The organism is Lacrimispora amygdalina (assembly GCF_003432035.1).
In the GTDB taxonomy this organism is placed as follows: Bacteria; Bacillota; Clostridia; order Lachnospirales; family Lachnospiraceae; genus Lacrimispora; species Lacrimispora amygdalina.
Map to the genome: position 1 here is coordinate 26,650 of NZ_QOHO01000016.1, position 15,310 is coordinate 41,959.

The 15,310-nt window shown below is 37.3% G+C and carries 17 protein-coding genes and 1 tRNA gene; 4 read left to right on the forward strand and 14 right to left on the reverse strand.

The window, feature by feature from the left end; genetic code table 11:
- Window positions 1-133: 133 nt before the first annotated feature.
- From DS742_RS28590 to DS742_RS05310, 14 genes are all read right to left on the reverse strand, one after another.
- Window positions 134-517, reverse strand: a complete 384-nt coding sequence (locus DS742_RS28590; protein WP_147325722.1) for an HNH endonuclease — start codon at window positions 515-517, stop codon at window positions 134-136.
- Between the two features lie 16 nt (window positions 518-533).
- Window positions 534-607, reverse strand: a tRNA-Arg gene (locus DS742_RS05255).
- Window positions 608-829: 222 nt separating this feature from the next.
- Window positions 830-1,753, reverse strand: coding sequence for a hypothetical protein (locus tag DS742_RS05260; RefSeq protein WP_117415968.1), 924 nt, complete (start codon window positions 1,751-1,753; stop codon window positions 830-832).
- 162 nt (window positions 1,754-1,915) lie between these two features.
- Window positions 1,916-2,671 carry a DNA adenine methylase gene (locus DS742_RS05265; protein WP_117415969.1) on the reverse strand — a complete coding sequence of 252 codons (756 nt, stop codon included), beginning with the start codon at window positions 2,669-2,671 and terminating at the stop codon, window positions 1,916-1,918.
- A 133-nt stretch (window positions 2,672-2,804) separates the two neighbouring features.
- Window positions 2,805-3,257 carry a hypothetical protein gene (locus tag DS742_RS05270; RefSeq protein WP_117415970.1) on the reverse strand — a complete coding sequence of 151 codons (453 nt, stop codon included), beginning with the start codon at window positions 3,255-3,257 and terminating at the stop codon, window positions 2,805-2,807.
- Window positions 3,258-4,099: 842 nt separating this feature from the next.
- The gene (locus DS742_RS05275; RefSeq protein WP_117415971.1) at window positions 4,100-5,428 is read right to left on the reverse strand and encodes a hypothetical protein; all 1,329 of its coding nucleotides are present in this window, start codon (window positions 5,426-5,428) and stop codon (window positions 4,100-4,102) included.
- A gap of 11 nt (window positions 5,429-5,439) precedes the next feature.
- On the reverse strand, window positions 5,440-7,347 hold the full coding sequence (locus DS742_RS05280; protein WP_117415972.1) for a PcfJ domain-containing protein: 1,908 nt from the start codon (window positions 7,345-7,347) through the stop codon (window positions 5,440-5,442).
- Window positions 7,344-7,805, reverse strand: a complete 462-nt coding sequence (locus DS742_RS05285; protein WP_117415973.1) for a Cas9 inhibitor AcrIIA9 family protein — start codon at window positions 7,803-7,805, stop codon at window positions 7,344-7,346. The genes DS742_RS05280 and DS742_RS05285 overlap by 4 nt, the downstream gene beginning before the upstream one ends.
- Window positions 7,806-7,850: 45 nt before the next feature.
- A complete protein-coding gene (locus tag DS742_RS05290) occupies window positions 7,851-8,267 on the reverse strand; it encodes a VRR-NUC domain-containing protein (protein ID WP_117415974.1) in 417 nt (138 codons plus the stop codon).
- Between the two features lie 202 nt (window positions 8,268-8,469).
- Window positions 8,470-9,696: an SEC-C domain-containing protein gene (locus DS742_RS05295; protein WP_117415975.1), complete on the reverse strand. Its 1,227-nt coding sequence runs from the start codon at window positions 9,694-9,696 to the stop codon at window positions 8,470-8,472.
- A 168-nt stretch (window positions 9,697-9,864) separates the two neighbouring features.
- Window positions 9,865-10,083: a hypothetical protein gene (locus DS742_RS05300; RefSeq protein ID WP_117415976.1), complete on the reverse strand. Its 219-nt coding sequence runs from the start codon at window positions 10,081-10,083 to the stop codon at window positions 9,865-9,867.
- 15 nt (window positions 10,084-10,098) lie between these two features.
- The gene (locus DS742_RS05305; protein ID WP_117415977.1) at window positions 10,099-10,890 is read right to left on the reverse strand and encodes a rolling circle replication-associated protein; all 792 of its coding nucleotides are present in this window, start codon (window positions 10,888-10,890) and stop codon (window positions 10,099-10,101) included.
- A gap of 257 nt (window positions 10,891-11,147) precedes the next feature.
- Window positions 11,148-11,315, reverse strand: a complete 168-nt coding sequence (locus DS742_RS28740; protein WP_170313370.1) for a hypothetical protein — start codon at window positions 11,313-11,315, stop codon at window positions 11,148-11,150.
- Between the two features lie 90 nt (window positions 11,316-11,405).
- Window positions 11,406-11,585, reverse strand: coding sequence for a hypothetical protein (locus DS742_RS05310; RefSeq protein WP_117415978.1), 180 nt, complete (start codon window positions 11,583-11,585; stop codon window positions 11,406-11,408).
- 147 nt (window positions 11,586-11,732) lie between these two features.
- Between DS742_RS05310 and DS742_RS05315 the strand changes: the two genes are divergently transcribed.
- From DS742_RS05315 to DS742_RS05330, 4 genes are all read left to right on the forward strand, one after another.
- Complete coding sequence (locus DS742_RS05315) at window positions 11,733-12,110, forward strand: helix-turn-helix domain-containing protein (protein WP_117415979.1); 378 nt, start codon at window positions 11,733-11,735, stop codon at window positions 12,108-12,110.
- Window positions 12,111-12,555: 445 nt separating this feature from the next.
- On the forward strand, window positions 12,556-13,038 hold the full coding sequence (locus tag DS742_RS05320) for a hypothetical protein (RefSeq protein WP_117415980.1): 483 nt from the start codon (window positions 12,556-12,558) through the stop codon (window positions 13,036-13,038).
- Between the two features lie 20 nt (window positions 13,039-13,058).
- Window positions 13,059-13,499: a DUF3862 domain-containing protein gene (locus tag DS742_RS29175; protein ID WP_205692733.1), complete on the forward strand. Its 441-nt coding sequence runs from the start codon at window positions 13,059-13,061 to the stop codon at window positions 13,497-13,499.
- A gap of 211 nt (window positions 13,500-13,710) precedes the next feature.
- Window positions 13,711-15,294 (forward strand): recombinase family protein, encoded by a 1,584-nt coding sequence (locus DS742_RS05330; protein WP_117415981.1) that lies wholly within the window; start codon window positions 13,711-13,713, stop codon window positions 15,292-15,294.
- The last annotated feature ends 16 nt before the right edge of the window (window positions 15,295-15,310 follow it).

Consider the following 15,310-nt stretch of genomic DNA (forward strand, 5'->3'; position numbering starts at 1 on the left):
ATTGCTGATCTAATGGCTTTCTATTTTTTGACCTTTTATCACCTACATTTCAAAATTTCTTATTTGGAGTTTTGTGTGAAGAAAGGAGGGGCTGCGGTCTTGGGTAATTTGCCGAAACTTTTTTCATACCCCCCTACCCTATGCCTTCCTGAGATAATATTGCCATCAATATCTTTTGCGTTGCCTGTTTATCTGTCTTATAGAGCATGTGTATTTCATCATGACTGGCTCTGGATACCGGGATCAGGTTGCTGAATATAAAGAAAAGGTTTTCATCATCTGAAGTCGGAACAATGTGGTGCACTGTCTCTGCATACTCCAATCTCCCATGTTGATGAAGGGCCCATAAATCTATACCGTTATACTTTGCCATAACTACAGATCGTAAATCTCTCCATCTCTGTGTATGATAAAGCTTGTATATACCTGATGGCGGTTGGTACTCACGCTTACGGCATTTGCAGGTTGTTCCTGATTGGATTCTTTTTCCACAATGTGGACATCTTTTATAAATCATAATTACCTCCAAATAATTGCGGAGAGAGGATTTGAACCTCTGACTTCCAGCTAAGGAGGCTGGCGAGCTACCAGACTGCTCTACTCCGCTATAATAAATAGACACCTGCACTAACAGATGTCTATAAAACTTTTATTGCTTCCATATTCCTCCAGATCTATAATGTACTTATAGGCTGTGGCGAGCCTGTATTCATTGTTCTTTTGAGAATTTTGATTTTGACATGAAAAATCCCACTTAAGTAGACAGATGAATTTAATTATTTCATCTGTCTACTTAAGTGGGATTGTATCAGCCTTAATGTTTTATTGTTTATTTTTTTTCCTTTTGTTCAATTAACTTAATAACATCATCATTTAATAACAGTTGTTCTTCTTGGGGAGGAAATAAATCTCTCACCTCTTTAGGCGCATCTATTGTTGAATAAATTTTTAACCCTTTGTTCATCCAATCAGCCAACTTTTCAATGCTCCTACCTACTTTATCAACTTCTTCTCCATCTTCTAAAGATCCTAAACCCGGTTCTAGCTCATGAACGGCACTAACAACCAAGGATTTATTCACTTTTCTAAATGCATCAATCAAATCAGAAGTTAATTCGTTTTTTTGTTGCATAGATCGAAATTGCTCTTCTTGTTGCTTTACTGTTACAATATGAGATTGTATTTTCACTGCCGCGTCAACTAATTTGCTAAAATTAAATAATATCTGACTAGCTGCAGTTCCTACAACAAAAAAAGTAATCCAAAATGAACCAACATCTGCCGATTTAAATTTAATTTCACCATCTGGAACGTTTAAAAATGGGCATTGGTTTATAATAAATTCCAGATCTTTAATGCAATTAGAAAAATCCTTTATTGAATAAAACTGAGGAAGTCTTATATCAAATCCCGTATCCGTACTCTGTGCAAGCCCCATTTGCTCATACATGTCTATAATGGTACTAATACTGCACAATAATTCCTTTCTTGCTGATTCAACCTTACCGCCAACGTCTATGCTCAAATCAAAGCCATCACGTTCTCGAACCATGACAGGTACGCTCTCATATAGCTTTTCAGAATATTTTTTTATTCCTGGGACATTTGCCAATTTATTTAATGATATAATTATATCAGTCCAGCCTTTTACACGATTAATTTGTCCGGTACCGTTACTTAAGGTATCTAATTTAAAATTTCTAATGATTTCAATATTATTTTTACAAATAAAATACATACTATAGAGCCTCATACTTCTTTCCTCCCCAAAAAATATCATGGGATTATTATATAACATAATTTTCCAAAAGAAAACACCCATCGACCAAAAATCGACAGGCGTCTTCAAAAAGGAGAATATCAGGAATTAATCGGCCACCGGGCTGTCACACCCGGCAACCGTAAGGAGATAAAACTATTCAAAATTTTTTATAATAAGTTCTTTATATTTTCGACTAACATTCTTAATAACGAGATTGTCTATCCGGTCTACTTCAATTATCGTATATCCCTCATACAGATCCCGAATCTGTTGACAGTCATTATAAGACAATACAAACTTTCCCTTAATATTGCCCAGGCATTTCCGCAGCCGTTCGTGATCTTCCGGGTTAAATCGATCTGGATAATACTTCTCTGCTTCATAGTATGGTGGGTCTAGGTAGAATAGAGCATCAGGGCGATCATAAGTTTTGATTAATTGCTCAAAATCCTGATTCTCAATTACCACCCTGTTCAATCGATCCGATACCTCTTTAAGATAATCAACTGCCTTGCGTATATCTTTTGAACAAACTCCAAATGTATGAAGATTAGTCCCAAAGCTCTCTTTTATTATACAAAAGAACCTGGCTGCTCTCTGAATATCTGTCATGCCTCTGGTATTTCTGTTTAGTTCGTCAAAAAATTGCTCCCTAGACATAAGCAGCCATTCCAATTCATTCTGCAGAGCTTCTGGGTGATATTTTACAACCCTATATAAATTAATCAACTCACCGTTTACATCGTTAAATACCTCCATAGGTGCGTGCTTATCACGTGAAAATAATACCCACCCGGCTCCTCCAAATACCTCTATATATCGATTAAAGGATTCCTGCTCCGGAAATTGCTCTAAAATCTTTTTTCTTAGTAGCTTCTTGCCACCAATCCAACTAATAAAACTATTCATGTTACCATCTCCTCTCATATGATGGTAACGAAATCTTGTCGGGATTTAAAAAGGGCCTCCTATCTGGAAGCCCTTTTTGCACATTAATAGTATAGCAGGTCTTTTCTAAATATTTTCCATCCCTTTTCCTCATTTAGGCACTCTTGTTTCTAAACAATTCTTGATGTATCTTTTCAAAGGCTATTAAGGCCTCCCCATGCTTATTAATTATATATTTATATGAATATCCCATGTCATAAGCAATTTGGGTAAAATTCTTTTCGTTCCTAACATAACGTCGATATAAGATATCTATATATAGACCATCATTTAAATCATGTATCTGATCTATTAACTTATGTCGGAATTCCATGTATTCAATGATTTTATTTTCAATGTCCTCTTCCAAGGACACAATACGCAATGCCTGTGATTCAGTCGGTTTCCCACTAGAACCAATAAATGAAGTCTGAACCCTTTCAGATTCCATTCCATCATAGCAAAACGATATACCTCGATTACTTTTAGCTTCTATAAGTTCTTGCTTCTTATGCCATATTTTTTTATTAAGTTCATCTAATTGGGATAAATACTCCTTAGCTGTCAAAATAAATATCACCTCCTGCTGCCTAACCATTTTGACATCATTGACAAAATGGTTAGTTAAATTTTCTAAAGTCAAGAATCAACAGTTCTTTTAAATACCATTTTAATTGTTGCAATAATCTAAAAAAGCACTAACTGCTTCTAAAGCATCACATCTTGTGAAGTGTCTTTTTCTCTTATTTTTCTTTCTCCATAATGGGAGACTAGCCACTTTTCTTGAATTATTCGTCAATAACATTTTCATAAATTAGTTTACTTTTTCCTTTACAGTTTTTCTTGTTTATAATATAATAATCCTGTAACCCACAGTTAGCTGTTATGTAATATATTTGACAGGTGAGTGTGTTTACGGCTGATGGTACATTTAGATAGGCCGTATGTTTGACAGGAGTGCGTGTGTTACGACTGATGGTCGTTTTTGATTAGTCGTAAGTTTGATAGGCGAGTGTTTGTTACGACTGATGGTACGTTTTTGATTGGTCGTATGTTTGATAGGAGAATGGGTTTACGACTGATAGTATTCTGATTGATCGTAAGTTTGATAGGTGTGTGTTTTTACGACTGATGGTCGTTTTTGATTGGTCGTATGTTTGATAGGAGAATGGGTTTACGACTGATGATATTTTGATTAGTCGTAAGCTTGATAGGAGAGGTTTATATTACATTTCAGCTCCTTATAAAGGAGTCAAATATGAAAAAAATTATTTTCATATGCCTAGGTATTATTTTTTCCATTATATTCTCAATGGATGTATATTGAATAGTAGGTCAGGGAGGAATCGCCAAGATTCCTCCTTTCTATTTCTCCACTCTCGTATTACTTCCACAACATCTTCCTGCTGCCTACTGCCCCATTAACTGTATCATTTCCTCCAGAATCATTTTCATAGTTTCCACACCTGCTTTTAATTTTTGGCAAGTCTCAATATCCGGTTCTCCCTGACTACATATCTGGTCATATAAGTTATTCGTAATGCTCTGAATATCTTTCCATGCCTTCCATGTCTCAGTTTCCTGTACCTCACTTCCGTCATGACATTTTATATATCCCTCCGGTAAAGTTTCCGGATAATCCTCCATATCCAATTGTCTTATGAATTCCATCTGATCGGTTTCCTGTATAGACTCTTTTTCAAGAATCTCGCCAAGTTCAGAACCCCCAGTAAAGACTGGAACTTCCTGCTTTTCATTTACTTCCAGTTGCGCCGGCGCTTTTTCACTGTTTTCTGTATTTTTTTGTGGATAATTTTCTCCTTTTTCTTCTCTATTCACCTGATCTTCTAAATTATCCACAATGTCTTTTGTTTCCGGTTCTTTTGGTGCTTCCTTATAAGGCTCTTTTTTGATTTCCAGCTTGTCCTGCTGCTCAACCGGCTCCGGAATTATTTCTGGTTCAAGTTCTGGACCGTAAACATTCTCCCATGGATCCAGTTCACTATCTTGATTCCGGCTTGTAAATATCAGATGGGCAGTCTTTGCAAAGGTCATATAACTGATAGAATGGTTTGCGTTATCTCCAAAAACCTTATACTTCATTCCATGTGGAGCATCATAGAGGAATACCATATATCTCCCTGCCCGAAATACTGCGTTTCCTTTTGGATTTATACATTCCTGAATCTGTTCCTCACAAGTAAGTACCGGGTCTGTCCGTTCACCAGTTACAATAACCAGAAGATCAAGGAGCAGTTCGTGAAGGCCTTTTGCTAGCCGTCCTGCTGCTGGACGGAAAAATTCCAGGATAATATTCTGTATATCACTCCCCTCTTTTTCCGGTACATCTTCCGGTGGCTGATTATTAAAACGCTTTAACTCCCTTATATCTTCCCTGGTTGTTTCCGGTGTGATCAGATCTACATCATCATCTGGCAAATTCAGCATTTCAGAGAGTTTTGTCTGCGCAAGCCCCTTGAAGCGATCGGCCAGCTCCGGGGAATCTCCATCTATGGAATACTTGTCATTAATCCGGATAAATCGGTATGTATCATCTTTTTGTAGGCCGTATTCTTTCTGAGCAAATTCTAAAATGTCTGTGTATCCATCCTGTTCATATTCCCGGCTTTCCCTGACCTGCTTTAATTGATATCCAATATAAACAAAGTTTTCAGCTGTTTCCCGGAGCCGTTTCCTGATTTCTTCTTTTCTATCTCGATAATTCATTAATTCCTGCATATCTGCCTCCTTTAAGCCGGTATCCGGTCAGCTTCAATTTTCTGTTTCTCTATACATGTTTTAAATGCCTTGAGAAAACTCTTTACCTCTGTGGTCTGATCTGCATTACATTTCCCTCTGCACTGAATGATTTCTGTCCCCTGGATCTCCATGGTGTAAAATGGCTGATCTGGATCTTCTTTCTTTCGTAAGAAAAGAATACATGTCTGACCTGCTGCCACCCGGTCTACATAAGTGGCCACACAATGATGCTGCTTATTTCCTTCTTTCACGATATCCTGTAGTGTTTCTGGTATTATAATTACTAAGTCTTTATACTCAAATGTATAGCGTTCTACATACTGACCTTTAATATCCTGATATTTCTTATTTTTTTCCAGATCTTCCATGTCCTTAATGGTCTTTAACATTTTATCGTGTTCTGCTTTTAAACTCCTCGGAAACAGATTAGCTGTAGTAAGCTGTAGGCCTGATGTTTGCTGCATCCTGATATAATCTTTCCAATCCAGTATGAAATTTCCTGCCTCTTGCCTACTGCCTAAACTCTTACTCATATACCTTAGAAATCTGGTCATTCCTGTATACTCCATTACCCCTGCAAGCTGCTCTACATTCACCTTATGTCTTTGAATGATATTTACTTCCTCTTCTGTAAATGACCGGTTCAGGATAACTTCAACCTGCAACCGCTTAAGCATATCCAGACCACCATTTTCCGCAATTAACTCTTTTATCTTGTCTTTGGGCAGGTTTAATATCTTGTCTGGCCTTTTTTCTTTATAATTAATTGTAGAAGTGTATGGGTGCTCCAGATATTCTTCTGTCAGCCTATATAGCCCCATTTTGATCATATACTCTATGTACGGCATCCGCTCATAGTTCTCAAGAAGTGCTGTGTGATGAATAGGACCGTTAGTATGTTTTTGAAGCTCCCCTATGGCACAATATTTAAATGGTGTTCTATCAAGCACCTGTTCCAGGTTATCCAGGTATAGATATCCAATTCCTTTATTAATGTTATTTACATTGGAATCTGTCCAGGCGATTTCATCAGTATAATATCGATAGTATGAATAATCATCGTATCTTCGTTTTCCATTGTAAGTCGATCTTGCAACTTCCACATGATCAAAATCTATACTTTCACCCAATGGAGAAGCACGATATTTTAATTCAAGGAAACGGCTTACAAATCCGCCTTCTATCTTTTGCATGATAATTGCTTTTTTGTGAACATGAACTTGATCCTGTTTTCCCTTTACTTTATAAAGTCCTTCGATTCCACAGTAAGGGCATTTACAAGGCATATTATGCATTGGCTTTTCTGTTCTCCGGTCGTATTTTATTTCTTTCTGACAATGAGAACAGACACCTGCTGCCTTTACCTTTGTTTGTGTTTCATAGAATATAAAATGTTCTTTTTCAAACAGCTGATGAAACCATTGCACTGCACCTTTCGGAAAGTCCTTTACCAAAGAGATCCGTCTGTCTATAGCATTCTGGTGATACTCCTTTTTCTTTTGAGCTGTCTCACTTTTTATATCTCTTTCATTCTCCTGCAGCCTTTTTTCTGCACTGTCTCCCCAACTTGCGGGAGGAAGAAACTCATATACAGCAGCTGCTGCACCTGCAGGGAAATAAAGATCTGGCATACTATACCATGAGGTTTCCAGACCAGCTTTCCCCCATGGCTTCATATTTTCCGGATTATAAGTCTCAAAATCCTTCCGGTCTGTTACATACCGTTTTTCTGGAATAAGCTTACTCTTTTTTGAAATACATCTGGTCTTATAGAGATCCAGTATTAAGATTTTTTCTCCTTTTATTTCAAGGAGCTGTGAAAACACGGTATAATCCTCTTTCGTTTGTTTTAACTCCCGTTCCAGCATTGGTACCGTTTCAATGGCTTTTCGTTTCATTGGTCCTGACCTCCTTCGTAATATTCACGAATCATTCTGTATCCAGTTGAAGGTGGGATACAGGCACACTGACATCCACTTCTGGTTTTTATCTGCTTCTCAGCTTCTGTTTTCATGTTATCCAGACATTTAATAAGGGTTCTGCTTTTTCTTCGAACCATGGAAGCAAATTGCTCCCTGTCACAAAGACTCTTGATATAATCCGCCACACAATCTGCTGTGTCCCCATATGCCTTAACAGCTTCTGGAAGTTCCATGTCGATCTTTCCCATGGCCGCCATGGTGACATCTGACAGCTCCGGTATATCCCCTGCTATATAAAGATTAGCAAAATCTTCTGGTATTCCATTTTCTTTGGCCAGAACTAATATATTATTCATGTCATTTTCATTGAATAACCCTTCTGCTGCCTTATTCAGTTCTTCTACTGAATCAAACTCTCCAAATATATCAAACATATTTCGGTCCTCCTTATATCTTTCTAAAATGGATAAGGAAATGAATTACTTTAAAATCACACCATTCTCTATCTTCATTTCCTGTTCTGGTAAAAGCTGTACATATTCTTCAATCACATTAACAGCATTTTCATATCCATAACACACACACGCGAAATGTCCTGCTGCCTTCATGGCTAATAACCATTCTTTTTGAGTTTTCTGCAGTGTCCCGTTGTCATACTTCATTTCTATGTACAGTCCAATATATTTCCCTTTTCGGATGGGAAGATACAGATCGGGAACCCCTGGCTTTACTCCCTGGGCTTTCAAGCGGATTGCTTCTGCTTTCTGCCTGCTGCCTCCGTTCGGACAGTGATGAATCCAGTGAAGCTCCGGATATATTCTCTCATGATGAAAGCACCATGAAATCACGTTCTCCTGCTCCGTTGATTCGCTTCTTAACCTGTATTTGTTACTCATGACTTATAACTCCATTCTACTATTCAAACCAGCCCTATAATTTTTAGTTTATCCTAAATTTTTCTTGCACGTATTAAACTGTTATAGATACCTTTTTTGCATTTTGAGAAATAAAAAACTACCAGCTCAACACTGATAGTTAATGGTTTTAATATTCACTTTTCTTACTACGCATTATTTATTAATACCTATTTCAGCCAATTTAATGTGGTATACTAATAAAATTGAATTTTGGATTTAATAAAATATCATCCAACAAGAAGGGGGCATCACCGTTATATGTTTGTTGAGTAAGAATTTCTTTAATAACGCGTTGCTGCTCTGGAGGAAAGACATCATACAATTTGCTTTTTGATAAATACAACTCTTCATATGCATCTATAATAATGTTATTCAGAATATTAACCAGTTCTTTATCAGTGCAATTATTAATATATTCTATAAATTTTAATGGTGATTCTGTTGTATGTTTTTTACTAATAGCAAAAAAGATTGTAATTTGGCTCATTTCAACATTGGGTAATATTATAGTAGAAATATAGTTATATCGTTTATCTTCAAAATTATCTAATACAGGGTTTGTATATTTTTTTTCTACTTCAATTTCTGACAAATATTCTCTTACTGTTTGAAAGCAAAAGTTTGCATTAGTTACAGATAAGGTTCGAACTTTACTTAAAATTAATGTAGGATTATGTATAATCCAAGTATGAGTGGAAGTATCGTAATTTGACTCAATATCTTTAATTAATTCTAAATACTCTTGATATGTTACTTGTTTTTTTCTAAGTTCTAATATTAAATCCATTGCAGTTTTGGCTTCATCAAGTGTCCTTGGCTGAAATTTTTTGCTGTAGTAATTTGGAGTTCCTCTTAAGGACATGCTAATTACTATTTGCTGGGTAATCTCAATTTTACATAGCATATAGAATAAATTCCTGTATACAAGTACATACTGTTGTTCTAAGGAAAATGTTATTTCGTTATTTCGCTCAACTATTGCGAATAAATCCTTGTCATGAGAATTACAAAAACCATTAAATGTACTTGCTAAAGATATAGTTTCCTCTTTTAATTCTATTTTTTCATTTTCCATTGTTCCCATTGGAATAAAATGATACACCTCTTTATTTACACCACATATTTGATTAAGAAATCTATTGTTTTGAATTGAGTGGCAATGTTGAGTTTCTTCTGTACACCCTGCCCAATGACAAATTTGTGTTTTCCATTTTCTACGATTCCAAGTCTGATTTTTTAAATTATGGTATAACGCTTTTAACTCACTACCATTTTTTATTTTTATAATTTTTGTTTTACAGCACCACTTATACTTTTTTCCAGAACCACAAGGGCATAATTCATATGGATCAACACCATATTTACTAATAAAATTTGTCATTTCATTTAAATCCAATTCCAGTTTCATTGCCCCCTCCTAATCTCAACTTTTTTATACATTGTTATTCGCATTCTTTAAATAGTCTGATAATAGAATAACACCCAACTTACTAACTATCAATATTAAGTTTTCAATGTACTGAATTGTTCAAATTTTAATTAGAAATAAATATTCCATGGAAACTGAGTCTACAAGCTAATACCTTCTCTGTCTCTTCCTAGCTCTCAGCTTTTCCCTCATCTCTCTATCAAAGCCAGTTTCATAAAAATACTCCAGACCATTTTTATAAAAATAAAACGTCCTGCTGCCTTTTGTTATAGAACCTATATATTTCCCTGGCGGCTTTTCACTGCATGACCATGCTTTTCCCAAGGCTTCTTCTAATTCTGATGTTAATTTTTCTGGCATTACCATTTCTTCTCACTCTCCTTATTCTCCAATGTCAGGCGGAAAACCATTGCATGGCTCCCAGTCCTTGTCCGTTGGATTTATCTTAATCAAGATATACCGTTGATATGGGTACCCTAGCTTGTCCGTTCCGTTATAAAGGCTGTCCTGATCTATGTAGTATCCCGGCCTGGGCTTCGGATCCATATTCCATAAGCTCTTTGTTTTCCGGATACGGCTATGTGGTTTTGGAGTAATCAGGTTACGAGAACATGAATACCTCTGTCTTACTGGACTATCGCCCTCCCGGAAAGTCTTTTCAGTCTCCTTAATGAAATAATCCGCTAACTTTCGATAATCTCCATTGTCGTAAAGAGATACAAACTTTGGATTGCCATTCCCTTTCCATAGTTCCCTTATGTAATCTGACGTTGTCTTTTTCCCATCATTCACATTGTTAATTATGAGATGGTGATGGATTGCTTTATTCTTGTATTCAGTGACGAGAATATATTTCATATCAAAACCATTTTTTCTGTATCTACCTCTTAATCCATCAATCAATTTCTTTATGGTCTTATGTGCAGTATCTGGATCTGGTCTGGTCTCTTTACGGTATGTCAGAACCGCGTGCCAGTCTCCCGGCTTAAAATTCGCATTTATCTTTCTTGCCAACTTCCTGGCTGCTTGTCTCATATTCGCCTCTGCCATTTCCTCAGAGGTCTTTTTCTTAATCGGTATCCCATATCCACTACCCCTACACCCTCTAGGAATACACTTTATAACCTCAATGGTAATACCTGCCTTGAACTCTATTTGTTTATACCTGTGCATATGTACTCATCCTCTAAGTTTAATCCTTTTATCAAGTCAAAAATGTAGGCTAAAACTCCCGTTTTTATTGACTTTTTGGACTGCACAGCTTATAATAAATTTATGAGATTTATAGCTGTGCATTAAAGTTTGCACCTGTCATTACTGGTAATAATGGCAGGTGCTTTTTCTTTATTTTTTCATTGTTCATAAATGGGCTCTTTCTAGTTTACATAATTCACCAAAGACAAATAATAGCTTGTCCACCATACCCGCCATCAGGCGGTTCCCTCTTTCCGTAAGTAAGCTGCCCTGAGGGCAGGATATGCAATCTTTCCGAGTTGCTTACTAATAGCTTCTACCTCTTCTGGTGTTGTGTTCTTGCAATAGTCATCGTGGAAAATGAAAGTTGTATCTCCTTTTTTTACCTCTTTAACTATAGCCATAGCCTCACCCCTTCCTATTTGATCTTATGTCGAACGGTTTGTACACCTTTCCATATTGCTATAATCTTCTTTACTTTCAGCCGATATTTATTACCCTGCTTTTCTTGGCTCACACTGCTGTCCTGCCAAAGCTGCCGCTGTGGCCATACAACCTTTTAAATACATCTGCACTGCCTCTGGGCTTTTATCCCAGATCTGAGACATTTCCTCTGCTTGCGTTAAACGTTCCTGAATGCTATCAGGGCTAATTTCAGCATAACCTGTTTTCATATTCTCGCCTCCCTTTCTTTATCACAACTTAATTGTAATATAACACAACTAAATAGTGATGTCAATGTATTTTCACAACTTAGTTGTGTTTTTAATTGACAGTAGTTTTATTGAATGATATACTTCAGTTAAAAGGGGGTGACTTATTTGGAATCTATAAACTACAGAGTGGCTTTAATTATAGAAAAATTAGGAATGACTAAAACAGCAATTGCCAAGAGGCTAAAAGTTTCGCAACAATACATTTCTAAACTTACTACAACAGGTACTCCAAGCGAGAGGTTAATTGATGATATTTGCAGAGAATTCAATATAAATGAAGACTGGCTCCGAACCGGCGCTGGCGGCGAGGAAAACATGTTTATTCCTGATGATATGCAGTATTTTCAAAATGTTGGGAAGCTGGGAAATGAAAAGAATGAATTCAAGAAATTCTATCTAAATATGATGATGGGACTCCCAGACGAATATTGGGACTATATATATAAAGAGTTTAAGAAATTTGAAGAAAAAAAAGAGGAATAGCATCAGCTATCCCCCAGAAAACCATCGATTATATAATAAAGGGCTTTTATCCGTTTTTCATTAACCTTTTTTAATCGGGCAATAATAAGATTGTAATAATATTCATACTCTGACATAAGTACATCCCCTTTCCCGTTGGGTAAATAAGATTGCTAATTTGAAGTTCTAATCTTATTGCATAGCATCAATCTTCCAGAAAGAATTAAAAGCTGAAACATAAAATACCAGGGAAAGGTGGTATAATGTAACATAGTGGGATACTTATTACTGTTTCTGGACTGATCATAGACAATGTATGCAATTTGTTTAATCGAATGTATGTTCGGTTCTATTACATTATAAACCATACCAGACTAAAATGCAACATTATAGATACGATACTTATGGTATTTCATCACGACTTAAAGTCGTTAATATAATTTATCACTAAAGTGGAGGAATGAGCATGAAGAAGTTAAAATTGTTATTTGCAACAGCTGTACTATCTATGACCTTAGGAATTACCGCATTCGCAGGAGAATGGAAACAGGATAACACCGGCTGGTGGTATCAAAACGATAACGGTACCTATCCCATGAATGGATTAAAAGAAATTGATCATAGCTGGTATTACTTTGATAAAACCGGTTATATGAAAACAGGATGGTACCAATTCCAAAACGGCTGGTTCGGATTCACAGATAGTGGCGCTTGCATGAATCCCTGTGATTACAACACCCTTATGCCAATAGGTGGACCTCATGAGGGTTGGATTGAATACAGTGGAAGTGCTGAGGCTACTGCACGTGATCTGGCAAATGGAAGCGTGGTTTACTACAATAATCGTTATTGGAGTGACCCCAATGCATATCAGGAAACTGTGGTTTATGACCATGACGTTGCTCCTGAACCTGTAAAAAACAGATTTGGACTGGCTGATATGAAATAAAAATCAAAAGGGGAAAAGATATGGGAAAAGAAGCAAAAACAAAGAAATGCAAATTCTGTCAATCTGAAATTAACTCAAAGGCAAAAGTATGCCCTGTATGCAAAAGGAATTTGAAATCACACGGATGTTTAGCAGGAATTTTTTCATTTATAATTGTCATTGCTGGCATTTTAGTTATCGGCACTGTAATGAACGGCGGCATACAAAAAGAAGTTTCAGGAGTAGCTGACAAAAGCGAGTACATAACCCTGGATGAGTATAACCAGATAGATACAGGAATGACATATGAAGAAGTACAAAAAATAGTTGGCAGCGCTGGCACTATATCTTCTCAGGTTGAATCTAATGGTTACAAAATCATTATAGTGACCTGGTACGGAAACGGAACAGCTGGCTCAAATGCCAATGTAACATTTACAAATGATTCCGCTACTGCAAAAGCGCAAGTTGGACTTAAATAGAATTGGACCTTTATTAATTATATAAGACCGCCCGGTGCCTTCAAAACACCGAGCGGCTTTTCAAAAAGCTTACCTACAGGGATTATGGAAAGAGATTAAATATAATTACATTATTTTCGCATCACCCTTATAAGGAAACATATTATTAACGCTCAAAACAGAATTAAGTATATACTATTTCCATAAAATAGATTTAAGAAAGGAGGCACCTATGTCATATCTCATGTATCTCAGAAAAAGCCGGGCTGATAAAGAAGCAGAATCCCGTGGCGAAGGCGAAACCCTGGCCCGTCACGAACTGCTGCTGACAGAATTATCCGTAAAAATGGATCTTGAAATCGGTGCCGTCTACAAAGAACTGGTCTCTGGAGAAACAATATCCGCCCGTCCCAAAATGCAGCAGCTCCTTGTAGAAGTCATGCAGGGCATGTGGGAAGGCGTCCTTGTAATGGAAGTGGAACGTCTGGCCAGAGGGGACACCAAGGACCAGGGAACCGTTGCCGAAGCCTTTAAGTTTAGTAATACCCGTATCATAACCCCGATGAAAACATATGACCCGTCTGATGAATTCGACGAGGAATATTTTGAATTCAATCTATTTATGAGCCGGCGGGAATATAAGACCATTAATCGACGGATCCAGCGCGGCCGTATCGCAGCTTTTCGTGACGGCTGGTACATAGCCGGAACAGCACCCTACGGATACGAAAAGGTTAAGCATAAAGGCGATAAAGGGTACACACTTCAGATCGTGCCAGAAGAAGCTAAAATTATCAAATATATCTTTGAGCTCTACACCGCCGGTGAACCCCAGGAGGATGGTAGTTATGCTCAGTTTGGATCCTACCAGATCCGAGATCGGCTTAATGAGCTGAGCATTCCATCTCGAAGTGAAAAGCCCTGGTCTGCATCCTCCATCGTTGATATACTTAATAACCCGACCTATTGTGGGTACCAAAGATGGCAATGGCGGAAAGTCCAGAAACAAATGGTTGGTGGCAAAATTATTGAATCCCGGCCAAAGGATGCAGATTGTGAGAAAGTTCGTGGACGATTTGATCCTATAATTTCAGAAGATACCTTTAACCTGGCACAAAAGATCAAAGCCGGTAAACCACTCCCCATTAATACAAGCACAGCTCTGCAGAACCCACTTTCCGGATTAGTCTACTGTGCAAAGTGCGGAAACCTAATGACCAGGCAGCCCAGCAATACCCGGCTCCGCTACGCTGTTCTACGCTGTGCAAACAGTAAGTGCAGCAATATATCCTCTCCACTCTCTTTAATTGAAGAACAGGTTATTGAAAGCTTAAAAGAATGGATCCCAGAGTATGACGTAGAATGGCCAGAGCAATCAGAACATGAAGGAGAAACAACGCTTACAGTACTTGAAAACTCCATAGGCAATATAAAAGAAAAATTAAATCAGACAATAAAACAGCTTAATAAAACCTTTGACCTTCTGGAGCAAGGAATTTATAACCTTGAAACCTTTCAGGATCGCCGCGTAACATTAGATACGCAAAAAGCCGAACTGGAGGAAGAACTCACCCGCATAGAAACAGAGCGGAATAGAATCATATCCATAGAGCAGGCCCGCCGCGACTTTATTCCAGCGATCGAGCATCTGATTGAAGCGTATTGGGAAGTTGATGATATCATGACAAGGAACTTTATGTTAAGAAATGTGATAGACCATATAGACTACTTAAAGACTGAAAGAAATAAAAAAGGCGCCGGAAATACGGCAAACTTCACATTAAACATTTTCCCAAGGATCCCGGAAAACCGCTAAAATACTGGGTTTTTAA

What these genes read in the sequence shown, in the direction of transcription:
- DS742_RS05265 (WP_117415969.1), bottom strand. Translation starts at nt 2,671, where the DNA reads ATGAATAGTTTTATTAGTTGGATTGGTGGCAAGAAGCTACTAAGAAAA.
- DS742_RS05280 (WP_117415972.1), bottom strand. Translation starts at nt 7,347, where the DNA reads ATGAAACGAAAAGCCATTGAAACGGTACCAATGCTGGAACGGGAGTTA.
- DS742_RS05305 (WP_117415977.1), bottom strand. Translation starts at nt 10,890, where the DNA reads ATGCACAGGTATAAACAAATAGAGTTCAAGGCAGGTATTACCATTGAG.
- DS742_RS05330 (WP_117415981.1), top strand. Translation starts at nt 13,711, where the DNA reads ATGTCATATCTCATGTATCTCAGAAAAAGCCGGGCTGATAAAGAAGCA.
- DS742_RS05290 (WP_117415974.1), bottom strand. Translation starts at nt 8,267, where the DNA reads ATGAGTAACAAATACAGGTTAAGAAGCGAATCAACGGAGCAGGAGAAC.
- DS742_RS29175 (WP_205692733.1), top strand. Translation starts at nt 13,059, where the DNA reads ATGGGAAAAGAAGCAAAAACAAAGAAATGCAAATTCTGTCAATCTGAA.
- DS742_RS05310 (WP_117415978.1), bottom strand. Translation starts at nt 11,585, where the DNA reads ATGAAAACAGGTTATGCTGAAATTAGCCCTGATAGCATTCAGGAACGT.
- DS742_RS28590 (WP_147325722.1), bottom strand. Translation starts at nt 517, where the DNA reads ATGATTTATAAAAGATGTCCACATTGTGGAAAAAGAATCCAATCAGGA.
- DS742_RS05285 (WP_117415973.1), bottom strand. Translation starts at nt 7,805, where the DNA reads ATGTTTGATATATTTGGAGAGTTTGATTCAGTAGAAGAACTGAATAAG.
- DS742_RS05295 (WP_117415975.1), bottom strand. Translation starts at nt 9,696, where the DNA reads ATGAAACTGGAATTGGATTTAAATGAAATGACAAATTTTATTAGTAAA.
- DS742_RS05275 (WP_117415971.1), bottom strand. Translation starts at nt 5,428, where the DNA reads ATGCAGGAATTAATGAATTATCGAGATAGAAAAGAAGAAATCAGGAAA.
- DS742_RS05300 (WP_117415976.1), bottom strand. Translation starts at nt 10,083, where the DNA reads ATGGTAATGCCAGAAAAATTAACATCAGAATTAGAAGAAGCCTTGGGA.
- DS742_RS28740 (WP_170313370.1), bottom strand. Translation starts at nt 11,315, where the DNA reads ATGGCTATAGTTAAAGAGGTAAAAAAAGGAGATACAACTTTCATTTTC.
- DS742_RS05260 (WP_117415968.1), bottom strand. Translation starts at nt 1,753, where the DNA reads ATGAGGCTCTATAGTATGTATTTTATTTGTAAAAATAATATTGAAATC.
- DS742_RS05320 (WP_117415980.1), top strand. Translation starts at nt 12,556, where the DNA reads ATGAAGAAGTTAAAATTGTTATTTGCAACAGCTGTACTATCTATGACC.